The sequence below is a fragment of the Zhenhengia yiwuensis genome (assembly GCF_014384995.1).
Classification (GTDB): Bacteria; Bacillota; Clostridia; order Lachnospirales; family Cellulosilyticaceae; genus Zhenhengia; species Zhenhengia yiwuensis.
Genome location: NZ_JACRSY010000009.1, coordinates 115,014 through 130,129, shown reverse-complemented (window position 1 = coordinate 130,129; position 15,116 = coordinate 115,014). Strand labels below are relative to the sequence as shown.

Here is a 15,116-nt window from a genome sequence, read left to right as displayed (position 1 = left end):
TTTTAACAACATCTATTTTTATTTCATATGAAATTTTTGATTTTCTTCCCATGAAAAATGCTCCTCCTTAAGATAACAGTTTTATTATTTAAACTGTCTACCTTAAGGGGAGCATATCATTTTTTGTAGCATCCTTTTATTTTTAGAAAAGAATTGTTTTACCATCTTGCCAAAGTCTATCCAGACCATAGAATTCTGCATCTTCTTTATATAGAACATGTACAATGACATTACCATAATCCATTAAGATCCAGTTAGCTGTCTGATAGCCTTCTTTTTGAATCACTTCTATATTTTCTTCAGATAATGCATCTTCTAATTCATCCACTAAAGCTTTTGTTTGTCTTGTATTACTTCCCGTTACAATAATAAAAATATCTGCAAGTGTTGTAATCTCATGAACATCTAACACTTGTATATCATCAAGTTTTTTATTATCTAAAATGTGATAAATTTTTTGTGCTAGTAAAATAGATTCGTTATGCAATAGTCTAAAACTCCTTTCTTAAATAACACTTATTCTAAAAATGTCTTTTTAGTATAACGCATACTCCTTGATTAAAATATCTGTTATAGGATGCATAGACTGTTTCTGATGATTTACAACATAGTCTTTTGATCTTGTTAATGCTATATACATGGCCTTATTTAAATCATATTTTGCAAGTCTTCTTATTTCTTCAATACCAGGATAAGGTTTTCGCCCTCTCTCTACCATATCTGCAAGATAAATAATCTTCTCTAAATCTGTCATATGTTCTCTCCCTATTGTATGAGAACGAATACTATTTAAGATATCTTGATCATGTATACCCCACTCTTTTTCAAGAAGTAGTGCACCAATTTTGCCATGTATAATGTGAGGATGCTCTCTTTCAAATTCATCTAGTACAATGCCTTCATTCTCACAAATAGCTAAAGCTTCCTGCATATGCATTTCTTTTGCAATATCATGGAATAGAGCTGCAATAAAGGCTTTATCTGTACTGATATTATGAAGATTAGCAAGTTCTGTTGCCATCTCTACTACACCTTTTGTATGTTCATATCTCTTTTCTGACAGTATACGTCTTACATACTCGCTCATTTTTGTAATAAGGCCTTTATTCAAGGATACTGGATGGGTATAGAGTTTATGTTTATAAATATAGTTTTCGACAGCACTTGTTACAAGATATTTAATAGGAGCCTCATTCTTCACACGTGCTCTAATATCCGAAGATGAAATAGCGAGTGCTGGCACTTCTAAAAATTTAATACTTGAATGATACTGACTACGTAATTCATCAATATGTGTAATAAGCTGCTGTTTTTTATAGCCTGGCCTTGTTACCGCTACAAAAGTACACATTTGCAGAAGCTCTTCAGAATTTTTCCATGTCAGAATTTCATGTACAGCATCTGCTCCTGTAATAAAGTATAGCTGTGTATCTGGGCCGTATAAAGTACGTAGTTCCTTAATAGTATCAATCGTATAAGTTGTTCCCTTCCTATCAATCTCAATACGAGATACATTAAAGTGAGCATTTGCTGCTGTAGCCAAGACAGTCATTAAATAACGCTGTTCTGCTGGTGTAATTCCCATACCCGCTTTATGTGGTGGGTTTCCTGTAGGCACAAAGAGTACTTCATCAATTTTAAATTCATGTCTTACTGCTTCTGCTGTTACTAAATGTCCCATATGTATAGGATCAAATGTTCCACCCATAATAGCAATTTTCATCCTAAGTCTCTCCTTTTAAAGTTTATCCTTATTGATAATGATGACGCTACATAAAGTAGCGCCATATATTATGAAGGTAATGTAATTTTAGGGTTTTTCTTTGCTGGTTTATAAAGTACAATTTTCTTTCCGATAACTTGTACTGGTATAGAATGTGTACGTTCACTAAGTACTTGACACATTTCTTTTGGATCTTCTAAACAGTTATTTAAAACAGAAATTTTTACAATTTCTCTTGCATCCAATGCAAGTAAAATAGCTTCTGTAACTTCTGGTGTTAAACCATTTTTACCAATTTGGAAAATCGGCTCTACTGTTTGAGCAATAGATTTTAAATAAGCTCTTTGTTTGCTTGTAATTGTTTTCATAGGTACATTCCTTCTCTATTTATAATATTCAAATTCAAGGTCATAAATACGTACTGTATCACCTTCTTGGATGCCAGCTTCTTCAAGTGCATCAATAATACCTCGTTCACGCAGATATTTCTGGAAGAATGCAAACCCTTTTTCTGTATCTAGTGAAGTATAACCTATCATCTTCTCTACACCTACACCTTCAACAATGAAGTAACCTTCTTCTTCATTATTAATTGTAAAGGCTTCATGGTCAATTGTTTGCTCTTCTTCAAAGTCAGGCTCAAATACAATAACTTCATCTGGCACAGTTGCAAGTAGGTTACTTACATCTTCTAATAAAACTTGTAAATTATCATTTGCTGCTGCTGAAATTGGAATCACTTTAAGCCCTTCTGGTTCAAAAACTTCTTTAAGACGCTCAAGATTTTCTTCAGCTCCTTCAATATCCATCTTATTCGCTGCGATAATTTGTGGTTTAGTCTCAATAATCTCAGGATTATATTGATTCAATTCTCTTTGGATTGCATGAATATCTTCAACTGGGTCACGTCCTTCACTTCCTGAAGCATCTACTACATGCACAAGTACTTTTGTACGTTCTACGTGTCGTAAGAAGTCATGTCCAAGACCTACACCTTCGGCAGCCCCTTCAATAAGTCCAGGAATATCAGCCATAACGAATTGTTTGCCATATTGATTAGAGACAACTCCTAAGTTTGGTGATAAAGTTGTAAAATGGTAATTTGCAATTTTAGGCTGTGCATTACTTACCATTGAAAGTAGTGTAGACTTCCCTACATTTGGATAGCCCACAAGACCTACATCCGCAATCATTTTTAGCTCAAGTGTAACCCAATATTCTTTAGCAGGACGGCCTTTTTCTGCATATTTTGGTGCCTGTCTTGTTGGTGTAGCAAAATGCTGATTACCACGACCACCGTAACCGCCTCTGAAGATAACTTGTTTATCATCAACTTTGTGAAGGTCAGCAATAATTTTTCCGGTCTCTGCTTCTTTTATAACAGTTCCTTGTGGAACTTTTATAATTAAATCCGCTCCATCTTTACCATGGCAACGTTTTTTGCCTCCATCTTCACCGTTTTCAGCTTTATAGTGTCTTTTATGCCTAAAGTTCATTAAAGTATTCATACCAGGGTCAACTTGGAAAATGATATGTCCACCACGGCCTCCATCTCCACCGTCTGGACCACCATTTGGTACATATTTCTCTCTTCTAAAAGAAACATGTCCATCTCCGCCTTTTCCTGATTTAACAAATATTTTCACGTTATCTACGAACATTGTCTCACTCCTTTCATCTATAGTGTATGTTAAAATTTATTTTTCACTCTCTTAATAAAAAGAAGGTTTCAACAGATGTTGAAACCTTCAAGTATATCTCTATTACGCTTCTTGTGCTACTGGATATACAGAAACTTGTTTTTTGTCTCTGCCTTTACGTTCAAATTTAACTCTACCATCAACTAAAGCAAAAAGAGTATCATCTCCACCACGGCCTACGTTAACGCCTGGATGAATTTTAGTACCTCTTTGACGATATAAGATGTTACCAGCTTTTACGATTTGTCCATCTGCTCTTTTAGCGCCTAAGCGTTTTGATTCAGAGTCACGACCATTTTTTGTAGATCCAACCCCTTTTTTATGAGCAAAAAACTGAAGGTCTAAACGCATCATTTAATCCACCTCCTGAGTTTTAAAGTGATTTATTTTTTATGATAATGTATTCTCCGTACATTTGTTCAACAGACCTAAGGCCCATTAGCATCGCCTCTAAAAGAAGCGTTGCTTTTTCATCTGGTGCACCCTGCTTACGCTTCGGAAAAGCACAATCAATAATGCCCTCAGACTGTTTTACACTGTTTAGTGTAACGATTTCGGTAGTTAATGCTTCTATTGCATTAATAGTATTAATCACAAGAACACTCACAGCACTACAGACAATATCCTGTCCATGGTCAGCATAGCCTGCATGTCCAGATAATCTAAAGCCTGTTAGATATTCTTTATCATAATAAAGGTCTACTCGAATCATAGGAATTACGCTTCAATAGCAGTAATTTTCACTTTTGTGAAAGGTTGACGATGACCTTGTTTTTTGTGGTAAGATTTTTTAGATTTGTATTTGTAAACAATGATCTTAGGACCTTTGCCTTCTTCTACAACCTCAGCCTTAACTGCTGCACCTGCAACAATAGGGCTACCTACTACAACTTTGTCATCTTTAGATACAACTAATACTTTGTCGAAAGTAACTGTTTCACCAGCTGCTACGTTTAATTTTTCAACGAATAAGCTTGTGCCAACTTCAACTTTGTATTGTTTGCCACCTGTTTCAATAATTGCGTACATCTGTACACCTCCTTAAACCGTAAACTCGCCGGATGTGGTACTATAAATAGTTTCAAAACCTCTCCGTGCGGCTAAAACACTTCATTAATATATCATACTACTTGTATCATGTCAACTTATTTATGCAAGATGATATTTAATTTCATAACTTCTTTTTGAAAGTGACGTTTTCTCTATAAGATGAAGTTTAATACCATAAGTTTCCTCTATAAGTCTATCCCTCTCGGTAGTTTTAATCCAAGTTAAAAGTTCACTATGACCATAAAGATAGATTTGTTTCATAGCTGTTTCACTTGCAGTTAGCTTGATTTTTTGTTCAATCTCAAAAAAGATATAATTAAAATGGTATTCTCCCTCAGCAGTTTTAAGCTTTTGATGAATAGGCAGGTACTTCTTAGTACGTGTAATTTGCAGTAAATCTAATTCAGTAAGGGGGTAGATCTTAGAACGTCTTCCATCTAATGCCATAAAACGCTTCTTAGCAAATTCATAAAGCTGTATACGATCTTCCTTTGACTTAAGATCTACTAAATCTATAATAATAATACCTGATAAATTGCGTCTCATAATCTGATAAAGACTTTCTTCTATAGCTAACTCATTTAGCTTACGTACTGCCACGTTACTATTCTTACCTTCTATAGCTTTAGCACTATTGACATCAATTACAGTCATAGCTTCCGTATAGTCTACTACAATATTACCACCATTTTTAAGCCAAATCTTTCTCTTGAGTATATCCATAAAATCTTTTTCTATACTAAACAGTCTAAAAATATTCTCACAATAAGGATAAACTTTATAAGTGAACTCTACATTTTTTAAGAACACTTTCTGTCTTTCTTCTACATCCTTTAAAATCTGATCATTATTACAAATAATCTCCACTGAATCTTCTGGTGTTACATGTTCTTTAATAACTTGCCAATACAGAGAGTCCATTTCTATAAGTGTTGTCCCTTTTTGCATGGCATCTTTCATTTTTCTAAATTGAGTTACTTTCTCAAGCAAAAAAGCTGCTTCATCTATCAGCTCTTCTTTAGAAGCTTTCTCTGCATTCGTACGTACAATAAAGCCTACGTCCTCTAAAGCTACTTCTTCAATCCAACTTTTTAGCTCTGCTTTTATATGCTTATCTTTAATTTTTTTAGAAATTTGAATACCTGTTTCAAAAGGAAGGGCCACTAAATAGTAACCCTGTATACTGACCATTGCTGTTAGACGGTCTCCTTTTTCACCTTTATTCTCTTTTTGGACTTGAACAGGTAGCCGCATACCTGGTTGTAAATGCTTAAGATAAGTTTCAGGTACCCCTGAAAAATGCAAAAGACCATTCTTATCTTTTCCAAAGTCAATAAAAGCTGCTTTAAGATTCTTTACAACTTTTTGAACCTGTCCTTGCACTACTGTATTTTGACTAAGCACATCTTCTTCATCTTGTATATAAACTTGATGTAAAGTACCTTCACTCAGTATCCCAATGCGCATAAAACTTAAAGCATCATCAATAAGGATTTGCTTATGCATTTTCTGCTCCAACCTCGCTTAACGGCTTAAGATGCCCTTCTTCTGTAGTTGCATAGAGCTCTTCTCTCTCTATAGTATAAACCATACCTTCAAGTTCTACTTGTAATAAAGATTTTAAAAGAAGGTCTACATTTAAGTTTTCCATACTGCCTGCCGCAATCCTTACTTCAAAAATTGTGCCATCCTCTTCTTTAATCTCCACATGATGAATAAGGGGTTTAATATCTACCTCTTTTGTTTTCTTCTTACCTTTTTTCAGTACAACAAGTTCAGAAGCATCTAATCTTTTTTTTGCACCTTCAATTTGTTCAGGTGTAAGCTGATTCTTTTCAAAAGTGATGCGGTAATCTGCAGCTGTTACTAAGCTCATAAGAGAAGGTGTTCCCTCTTTAATCACTGAAGCTTCTACAATTTTAATACCTTCTGGTAAAATAGTATTTAAAGTTGCTACAGCCTCTTCTACATGAATATCTGTATCCGTAAGCATGTCCATATACTCCCCACAACTTCCTACACCTACTGATAAAGGAAGGGCAAAGAATACTTTTGCATGTGGATTAAATCCTTGTGAATAAGAAATTGGAAGACGCGCTACTCTAATTGCTCTTTGGAACATTCTGATTGTATCTAAATGACCTACAAATTTTACATAGCCTTGTTTTGTAAATTTTAATCTAGTTCTCATAACATACTCCTTTGTTAAACTTACTTGCCCCACATCCAGAACACTTCTCGCGACATTGTGGTGTTGTTACAGCTTCATGGGCTTTTTTGCTCTCACGGATAAGGAAGTTCTTTGTTACACCAATATCAATATGATCCCATGGGAATACTTCATCATATTCACGTCTTCTATTCGCATAGAAAGCAAAGTCTACATTTGAAAGACGTGCTGCTTCATTCCATTTCTCTCCATCAAAATGTTCACTCCAGCTATCAAATGTACAACCTAATTTAAATGCCTCATAAATAAGACCTGCTACCCTTCTATCTCCTCTTGCAATAACAGCTTCTAATACACTTGTTTTAGCATCATGGTGATTGTATTTAATTTGTTTGCTTGAAATAGCACGTTTAAGCATAACATGTTTCTCAATGAAACTTTCACATGTATCTTGTGGTTCCCATTGGAATGGTGTAAAGGCTTTTGGTACGAAACAAGATGTACTTACAACAAGTTGAAGTGCTCCTTGGCGTTTAGACTTATCAATATTGTAGTATGTGTTTACAATACTTTCAGCAAGGTTTGCAATACCTACTACATCTTCAGGTGTTTCACCTGGAAGTCCTAGCATGAAGTAAAGTTTAACGCGATTCCAGCCTCCATTAAAGGCAAGGTCACATCCTCTTAAAATTTCTTCCTCTGTAATATTTTTATTGATTACATCACGCATACGCTGAGTCCCAGCTTCTGGTGCGAAAGTTAAGCTGCTCTTTCTTACTTCTTGTACTTTTTGCATAAGATCTACAGAGAAAGCATCAATACGAAGTGATGGCAGAGAAATATTAACACATTCTTTCTCGCAAAGTTCTACAAGTTCATTTGCAAATGGTTCTAGATCTTTATAGTCACTTGTACTAAGAGATGCTAAACTGATTTCTTCATATCCTGTAGAAGCTAAAAGTTTTTCTGCATAGCCTAAAAGTACATCTTTCGACTTTTCACGTACTGGACGATAGATCATACCTGCCTGACAGAAACGGCAACCTCTTAAACAACCTCTAAACATTTCGAGTGTTACACGATCATGTACCGCTTGAATCCAAGGAATAACTTGTGTTGTTGGATAATATACATCATCCATATCTGGCATAATGAGTTTACGAATTTTTGTTTTTGCTTTTGGATGAAGTGGTTTCTTCTCTAAAATTGTTCCATCTTCTTTATAAACCTCTTCATAGAAACAAGGTACATACATTCCTTCAATTTCAAGAAGTGCTTCTAAAAATTCAGTTCTTGTACGTCCTTCTTGTTTATATGCTTTGTAAAGGTCAAGAATCTCATCATAAGCAAGTTCTCCTTCACCAATATAGAAGAAGTCTATAAATGGTGCAAGAGGTTCTGGGTTATACGCACATGGACCACCTGCTACAATAATTGGATCATCCTCTTTTCTATCTTTACTTAAAAGTGGAATACCTGCTAAATCAAGCATATTTAAGATATTTGTATAACTCATTTCGTATTGAAGTGTAAAACCTACAAAATCAAAATCTTTAATAGGTGAATGTGTTTCTAAAGAGAAAAGTGGCATTTGTTTTTCTCTCATGATTTTCTCCATGTCTACCCATGGTGAGAAAACACGTTCACAGAATGTATCTTCACGTCGATTTAAGAAATGGTAAAGAATTTGCATTCCTAAGTGGCTCATCCCCACTTCATAAACATCTGGAAATGCAAAAGCAAAGCGTATATCTATTTGAGATAATTCTTTGTTATAGGCATTAATTTCGCCACCAATATATCTGGCTGGCTTATCAACTTGCTTTAAAATATGATCTGATAAAATAGTCATTTTTGTCCTCCAATTAATGAAATACGTGTTGTATTCCTTTTATATTTAAACCTTAGTTTAGCATCTATAAATATCCATAAAAAAAAGACTTGTTTAAGTCTTTTTTATCTTACAACTTCTCTCCAGCTTAAGTCTCCTCTTTCAAGAGCTTTCACTAAAAGTTCAGCTGTTGCGAGATTGGTCGCTATAGGAATATTATGGATATCACATAGTCTCTCTAAAGCACCCACGTCTGGCTCATGTACTTTTTGAGTAACAGGGTCTCTTAAGAAAATAACCATATCTAACTGGTTGTGTGCAATTTGAGCGCCAAGCTGCTGTGCACCACCCAGATGACCTGCTAAATATTTGTAAATATTTAAGTTAGTTGCTTCTTCTACTAACCTACCTGTTGTGCCTGTGGCATATAAAGTGTGTTTCGCTAATATATGTCTGTAGGCAATTGTAAAGTTTTCCATAAGTTTCTTTTTAGCATCATGTGCTATAAGTCCGATATTCATCAACTTACCTCCTAAAACATTGATTTTTCTTTTCTCATCCCAACATTTAACACTAATCCTATACCAATCATATTCGCCCATAATGAGCTTCCACCATAGCTAATAAAAGGTAAAGGTAAGCCTGTATTAGGTAATAAGCTTGTTACAACCCCCATATTTACAAAGGTTTGCATGGCAATCATACCCATATAGCCTGCAATAATAAATCTACCAAAATTATCCGGAGCAGCATGTGCAATCCAAAGCCCCCTAGCAATCATAAAGAGAATAATACCTAGTACGATTAATATACCTATAAAACCAAACTCCTCTGCAATAATGGCTACAATAAAGTCATTATGAGACTCTGGTAAGTAATTCAGCTGACTAATAGCACCTTGATATAAACCTTTCCCCTCAAGTCCTCCTGAACCAATAGCATGAACGGACTGATTCGTTTGATAGTTTTCTGCCAGGTTATCTCCCCCCTGTATTTTAGTCACAATACGGTTACGTTGATAATCTGGAAGAAGTTTTTGATTTGGATTCCCAATAATATAGGCCAGTGCAATACCTAACACTAAGGTGCCTATCCCTACCGTCGTAAGCATTACTTTAAAGTCTAGTTTACTTATAAATAATTGTATCACTAGAATCCCTAAAATGACAAGACTGGTTGATAAATTGGGCTGTCTATTTACAAGAATAAAAGGCACAAAATGAAATAGTCCAATAATAAGAAGAGAAGGAATACTATTTATTTTATCATTATACTTCTCTAACATTTTTGCTGTACATAAAATACAACCAATCTTGGCAAATTCAGAAGGCTGTATAGTCATAGGACCAACTTGGATCCATCTTGTCGCTCCGTTAACATTTTTACCAAGGAAGAATACAGCAATCAGTACAATATTCATCAAAATATAAATAGGCAAATACCATTCTCCTAATAGGTGATAGTCTATAGACATAGCCAAAACCATAAGTCCAAGCCCTGCTATAAAGAACAGAAATTGAGATCTTAATATATCTATATCACCCGAATAAGAAGTTGCACTACTGATGGCAAGCATACCAATCCCTACTAGTGCAAATATGCATAGTACAAGCCAATAATCTATCTTCTTTAGATGTTCTCTCTTAAAATTGAACATGTTCTAACTTTACCTTTCTTAGTTATCTTACTTTTTTTAAATTTTTAATTGGAATATTAGCTGACAAAACAGGTGCTTTATTCCCTTCTTTATCACATTCCAGAGAAGATACCTCAATATTAAATTCATCTGTATCAATATCTACATATTTTGAAATAACAGCAATAATATCAGAACGCATCATTTCTAGAAGTTCTGTTGAACAGTTCATACGGTCATGAATAAGTACAAGTTTTAACCTATCTTTTGCAACATGACTTGACTGATTTTTTCTACCAAATAGTTGACTAAAATCCAGCATCCCTTTTCACCCTCTTTGCTTATTTTAGTTATTAAAACCAAATATTTTTTTAAGCTTACCTAAAAAACCATTGTCCATATCTAAATCTAAAAATGGTACTTCATTTCCTTCAATACGGTCTGCAATATTTCTAAATGCTTTACCTGCTAAAGCATTTTTATCAGATACTGCTGGTTCTCCTCTATTGGTTGTAATAACGATATTTTCATCATCTGGCACAACACCAAGAAGGTTAATTGCAAGGATTTCTACTACATCATCCATAGCCATCATATCACCACGTTTAACCATATTCATACGTACTCGGTTAATAATAAGCTGAATATTCGAAATGCCATTTGCTTCTAGCAATCCAATAATACGGTCTGCATCACGTACAGCTGACACCTCTGGTGTTGTTACAACAAGTGCACGATCAGCTCCTGCTACGGCATTTTTAAAGCCTTGTTCAATACCTGCTGGGCAGTCTACAATAATATAGTCAAAATCTTCTTTTAATGTATCACAAAGTTTTTTCATTTGCTCAGGGCTTACTGCATCTTTATCTCTTGTCTGTGCAGCAGGTAATAGGTAGAGCCCTTCATAACGCTTGTCCTTAATAAGTGCTTGTTTAATACGGCATCTGCCTTCTACAACATCTACTAAATCATAGACAATGCGATTTTCAAGACCCATAACCACATCTAAATTTCTAAGACCAATATCTGCATCTAAAAGAACAACTTTCTTTCCTAATAAGTTTAATGCAGTACCAATATTAGCAGATGTTGTCGTCTTACCTACGCCGCCTTTACCTGATGTAACTACGATTACTTGACTCATGTTTTTCCCCCTCTTATTCTTTCTGTTATCTTATTCTATCATATGATTAAGCGTTTTAAAATCTATTTCTTCTACATATATTTGATCTTCATTCACATAGGCTATCTGTGGCATTTCATCCTTCATCCGGCTTACACTCTCTCCCTCTGGTGACTGTGCAATCACATTTCGAATACCAATCTGCATGGGATACATATGGTTAGCCAGTATAAAAGGGGTTTTAAATTTCTCATCAAGTCCTGCATGGACTTTCCCATTCAAGGTTCCCATTACAATTACATTACCACCTGCTGTAATGACCCCGCCGGGGTTAATATCCCCTATTACAACAACACTCCCGGCAAAGTCTATATGTTGACCTGAACGAACAATACCATAATGATATTTAGTTAAAGAAACATTAGGCCTTTCTAGCTCTTCACCAATCCATTTCAAATAGTCTTCTCTTTTATCACTACTACTTTGTTCAAATTCATGGATAAAGGCTACATTTAAGATATTCTGATTGGCAAGTAAGCTCATAAGCTCATCTTGCTGCTCTTTAGAAAGCTTTCTGCCTTTAAAACGCATATTAACTTTTGCACCACTAAAAAACTTTTTTGAACTTTCTAGCTTGGTTATAAAGTTATCTAATAGTTCATCAAAAGGTGCATGTGCATCAAGCATGACTGTAATTCCATCTATAGAGCCTTTAAACACTACAAGGTTTTCCATATTACGTCTCCCCCTTTATTCAACAAACATATTATCTAATGTCATTTTGGGCACTTCTTTACCTAAACTAAAGTACTCTGTCAAAATATCTCTTGCAATAAGCTGGCCATAAGTTCCTTGTCCATTTGCATTGTATACAGTTGTTACGACTGCAATCTGTGGATCTTTATATGGTGCAAAACCTACAAACCAACTATGTTCATATTTACCTTCCTGCGCAGTTCCCGTTTTACCTGCTACTTCTATCTCAAAGTCTTTAAATGTATGACGGGCTGAACCAAGTGTACCATGTGTTACAGCATACATACCTTCATAAATATGTTCTAGTGTTGAGGCTTTAAGATTTAAAGTATTATATACTACAGGATCAGTAGCCATATAGCCTAGATCTTCTTTAACCTGATTGATTCCACTAATAACACGCAAGTCATGTACATTTTTACCATTTGCAAGGGCTGCAATATAGCGAGCCATCTGCAGCGGTGTGAAGGCATTATCACCTTGTCCAATAGCTGTACGGACAGTTGTACCCTCTTTCCAATCTAATCTTAATCCTGACAAAATTTCATTTGTAATAGAGGTAATTAAGTTACTTTTCACTTTTTCTATCAAATAACCACGATAAATTGCTTCATCCTCATCCAAAGTTTCAAGACGTCTTTTAACTTCTTTCACAATTTCTCCATTAGGGTCTGTTTTAAACTGTCTATTATAAAGTGTATTATAAGCATATTCATAGCTATCTAAAATATCATAAACATCTATCTTATCTACAATTTCTTTAATTTGTGTATCTAGATGATCTGAAATCATCTCACCTATGACCTCTGTAATTTGAACTTTAGCTTTATTTTTTAAAGATTTTTCTTGTGTATCATTAATCGTTCCTTGAAGTATTTTTTCTAGATATTCATTAGACTTAGTTTGAAGGCTAAGCTGTATTTGTTTATAGGCATTTTCAATCAGACTTTCTAAATGATCTTCAAAACCATCTTGCAATACAGGCTCCAACTGTCTTTTGAGCTCGTACTGGGCTAAATAATCAATTTGCTCGTTTAAAGAAGGCCCACTTTGTGAAACAATTGGATAAATGCCTTTCTCCATTTCAGCTAGTACATCTTCTACATATCCTGCCATACGCTCTTCTTCTGCTTTTCTTAAAATAGAAAATTGCTCAGCTACTTGATTTTTAACTAAGTTATAGGGTGTTGAAATATTTGGAGGTGACTCTGCAAGTTCGATACCTGTCTTCTTATCTAGTCCAAACATCTCTACATATTTAGTGAGCATATCAATCCCACCATAAGGTGTTTTGCCTTTTAATCCTAAACGATAAGCTACCTCATAGAAGTAATAGTTACAAGATACTTCTAATGCTTTATTAAGATTAGTATTACCGTGTCCACCACCTGTATTAGTGTGAATCCAACATTTTGGAGCAGGTGTTCCTACTTTTTCATATACACCGGTATCATAAATCAGAGTGTCAGGTGTAACTACTCCTTCTTCAAGCCCTGCAATACCTGTAATCATTTTAAAAGTAGATCCTGGTGCCTTCGCTGTCATAAGTGCCCTATTCCATAGCATACTCCTGCTATCAAAAAGTGTGTTATAATAACGGTTAAAGTTAGTAGTCATTTGATTAGCATCATAAGATGGGTAACCTACTAAGGCGAGTACTTCTCCTGTATGCACATCTACAACTACGCTTGCAGCACTAGATGGCATAATAGACATCTGGTTTGGCTTTAGCCCTCCTGTTTCAAGTTGCTGAATTAAGGTTGCTTCCGTTGTACCTTGTCGATTGTTCATAAAGTTAGTAACTGTTTGTTCTGACAAGTTAAGTGCGCCTTGTTCATTAAGTGCAAGAAGAATTTCTTTTTCAGTAAAATCTCCTGTTTCTTCATCTACAAGTTGAATAAGGAGATCAAGTGCATTCATAGTTTCCTTAATAACTGCATCTAGGCTATTGTATTTTTCCATAAGTCTTGTATAAAGCTGCTTTTGTATACTATCTTCTTTAGCTTCATCCATTTGCTTCAGATTAAGCTGACTACTTTCTAGCATAGAAACAATCATTTCTTTACTCGATACTGCCTCAACCTTATCATTTCCACCTTTAAGTCTTTCAATTAAAGCTTCACTTAGGTTTCTCTCAGTACTTTCATAAGCTACTTTCTGAAGGTCTAAATCAATAGTTAAAAACACATCATTTCCTGGAATAGCCTCATCTTTTTCTATAGTGTGTACACGTCTTCCTACGTTATCAACTTCAACGCGTTCTACACCCTTTTGACCTCGAAGCTCACTTTCCATAGTCTTTTCAATACCTTCATGCCCTACAATATCATCTTTGTCATATCCTTCATCTTTCATTTCCTCATACTGAGCTTCTGTAATGGTTCTGGTATAACCTAGTAGGTTTCCTAATACCTCTGGTTCTGTATAGTATCTTACCGGCGCTACATCTACCAGTATACTTGGGAAATCATCATGATGTTCTTCTAAGTAGGCAATGGTTTCATCTGAAACATGTGTTGCAAGTTCTACCGGTTTATATTTGCTATAAGCTACTTTGTAGATTTCTGTGCGAAGGGCAATGACTTTTCTAGCTTCTTCATCGGTCATGTTTTTAATATCATATTTAACTTTTAAATAATCAATAATTTCACTTGCTGATTTCTGTAAAAGTTCTTGTCTATGTTTTTCATCATTATAAGGAATGGAATACATAAACTGATTAATGCTTGTCTTACTTTCTGTATACTCAAAAGGTGTACTTTTACTAATAGGAATATTATCCTCATAAGTATCACCATTTTTCTCAAGTAAAAGGGCAAGTTCTAACAAAACTTGGTTGAGTTTTTCTTTATCCATCTTAACTTGTTGGTCTAAACGCACTACATTAGTTGGTTTATTAATAGCAAGAGGTCTACCGTATCTGTCATAAATAAGCCCCCTCGGTGCTGTTATATCAATAACACGTTCTACACTTGCTCTTAAATTGTTTGCATATTTATCATGTTCAATAATCTGAAGCTGATAAAATTTCCCTACAATAACAAGAAATAAAACGCATACACCTAAATACATTAAGAAAAGACGTTCTGATAACATATGGAGGATTTTATTTGTTTTCTTTTTCATA

16 protein-coding genes are annotated in these 15,116 nt (G+C 34.8%); all 16 read right to left on the bottom strand.

Going from position 1 to position 15,116, the window contains the following annotated elements; translation table 11 throughout:
- Window positions 1-142 precede the first annotated feature (142 nt).
- On the bottom strand, window positions 143-487 hold the full coding sequence (gene rsfS / locus H8718_RS07555; RefSeq protein ID WP_177669696.1) for a ribosome silencing factor: 345 nt from the start codon (window positions 485-487) through the stop codon (window positions 143-145).
- A 48-nt stretch (window positions 488-535) separates the two neighbouring features.
- Window positions 536-1,723: a nicotinate-nucleotide adenylyltransferase gene (gene nadD, locus H8718_RS20790; RefSeq protein WP_330597601.1), complete on the bottom strand. Its 1,188-nt coding sequence runs from the start codon at window positions 1,721-1,723 to the stop codon at window positions 536-538.
- Window positions 1,724-1,791: 68 nt separating this feature from the next.
- The gene (gene yhbY, locus H8718_RS07540; RefSeq protein WP_177670006.1) at window positions 1,792-2,082 is read right to left on the bottom strand and encodes a ribosome assembly RNA-binding protein YhbY; all 291 of its coding nucleotides are present in this window, start codon (window positions 2,080-2,082) and stop codon (window positions 1,792-1,794) included.
- A 24-nt stretch (window positions 2,083-2,106) separates the two neighbouring features.
- A complete protein-coding gene (obgE, locus tag H8718_RS07535; RefSeq protein WP_177669692.1) occupies window positions 2,107-3,384 on the bottom strand; it encodes a GTPase ObgE in 1,278 nt (425 codons plus the stop codon).
- Between the two features lie 102 nt (window positions 3,385-3,486).
- Entirely contained in the window at window positions 3,487-3,777 is a 291-nt protein-coding gene (gene rpmA / locus H8718_RS07530) for a 50S ribosomal protein L27 (RefSeq protein WP_177669690.1), read from the bottom strand.
- Between the two features lie 19 nt (window positions 3,778-3,796).
- Window positions 3,797-4,135 carry a ribosomal-processing cysteine protease Prp gene (locus tag H8718_RS07525; protein ID WP_177669688.1) on the bottom strand — a complete coding sequence of 113 codons (339 nt, stop codon included), beginning with the start codon at window positions 4,133-4,135 and terminating at the stop codon, window positions 3,797-3,799.
- Between the two features lie 5 nt (window positions 4,136-4,140).
- Window positions 4,141-4,452, bottom strand: coding sequence for a 50S ribosomal protein L21 (rplU, locus tag H8718_RS07520; protein WP_249332457.1), 312 nt, complete (start codon window positions 4,450-4,452; stop codon window positions 4,141-4,143).
- 120 nt (window positions 4,453-4,572) lie between these two features.
- The gene (locus H8718_RS07515) at window positions 4,573-5,979 is read right to left on the bottom strand and encodes a ribonuclease E/G (protein WP_249332456.1); all 1,407 of its coding nucleotides are present in this window, start codon (window positions 5,977-5,979) and stop codon (window positions 4,573-4,575) included.
- Window positions 5,972-6,664: a TIGR03936 family radical SAM-associated protein gene (locus tag H8718_RS07510; protein ID WP_177669683.1), complete on the bottom strand. Its 693-nt coding sequence runs from the start codon at window positions 6,662-6,664 to the stop codon at window positions 5,972-5,974. The genes H8718_RS07515 and H8718_RS07510 overlap by 8 nt, the downstream gene beginning before the upstream one ends.
- Window positions 6,654-8,495 (bottom strand): TIGR03960 family B12-binding radical SAM protein, encoded by a 1,842-nt coding sequence (locus tag H8718_RS07505; RefSeq protein WP_177669680.1) that lies wholly within the window; start codon window positions 8,493-8,495, stop codon window positions 6,654-6,656. Before H8718_RS07505 ends, H8718_RS07510 begins: the two co-directional genes overlap by 11 nt.
- 104 nt (window positions 8,496-8,599) lie before the next feature.
- A complete protein-coding gene (gene mgsA / locus H8718_RS07500) occupies window positions 8,600-8,995 on the bottom strand; it encodes a methylglyoxal synthase (protein WP_177669679.1) in 396 nt (131 codons plus the stop codon).
- 11 nt (window positions 8,996-9,006) lie between these two features.
- Entirely contained in the window at window positions 9,007-10,131 is a 1,125-nt protein-coding gene (gene rodA, locus H8718_RS07495) for a rod shape-determining protein RodA (protein WP_177669677.1), read from the bottom strand.
- 22 nt (window positions 10,132-10,153) lie between these two features.
- Window positions 10,154-10,429, bottom strand: coding sequence for a cell division topological specificity factor MinE (gene minE / locus H8718_RS07490; protein ID WP_408646574.1), 276 nt, complete (start codon window positions 10,427-10,429; stop codon window positions 10,154-10,156).
- 27 nt (window positions 10,430-10,456) lie between these two features.
- A complete protein-coding gene (minD, locus tag H8718_RS07485; RefSeq protein WP_177669673.1) occupies window positions 10,457-11,254 on the bottom strand; it encodes a septum site-determining protein MinD in 798 nt (265 codons plus the stop codon).
- Between the two features lie 30 nt (window positions 11,255-11,284).
- Window positions 11,285-11,968 carry a septum site-determining protein MinC gene (locus tag H8718_RS07480; RefSeq protein WP_177669671.1) on the bottom strand — a complete coding sequence of 228 codons (684 nt, stop codon included), beginning with the start codon at window positions 11,966-11,968 and terminating at the stop codon, window positions 11,285-11,287.
- A gap of 15 nt (window positions 11,969-11,983) precedes the next feature.
- Window positions 11,984-15,115: a penicillin-binding transpeptidase domain-containing protein gene (locus tag H8718_RS07475; protein WP_177669669.1), complete on the bottom strand. Its 3,132-nt coding sequence runs from the start codon at window positions 15,113-15,115 to the stop codon at window positions 11,984-11,986.
- Between the last annotated feature and the right edge of the window lies 1 nt (window position 15,116).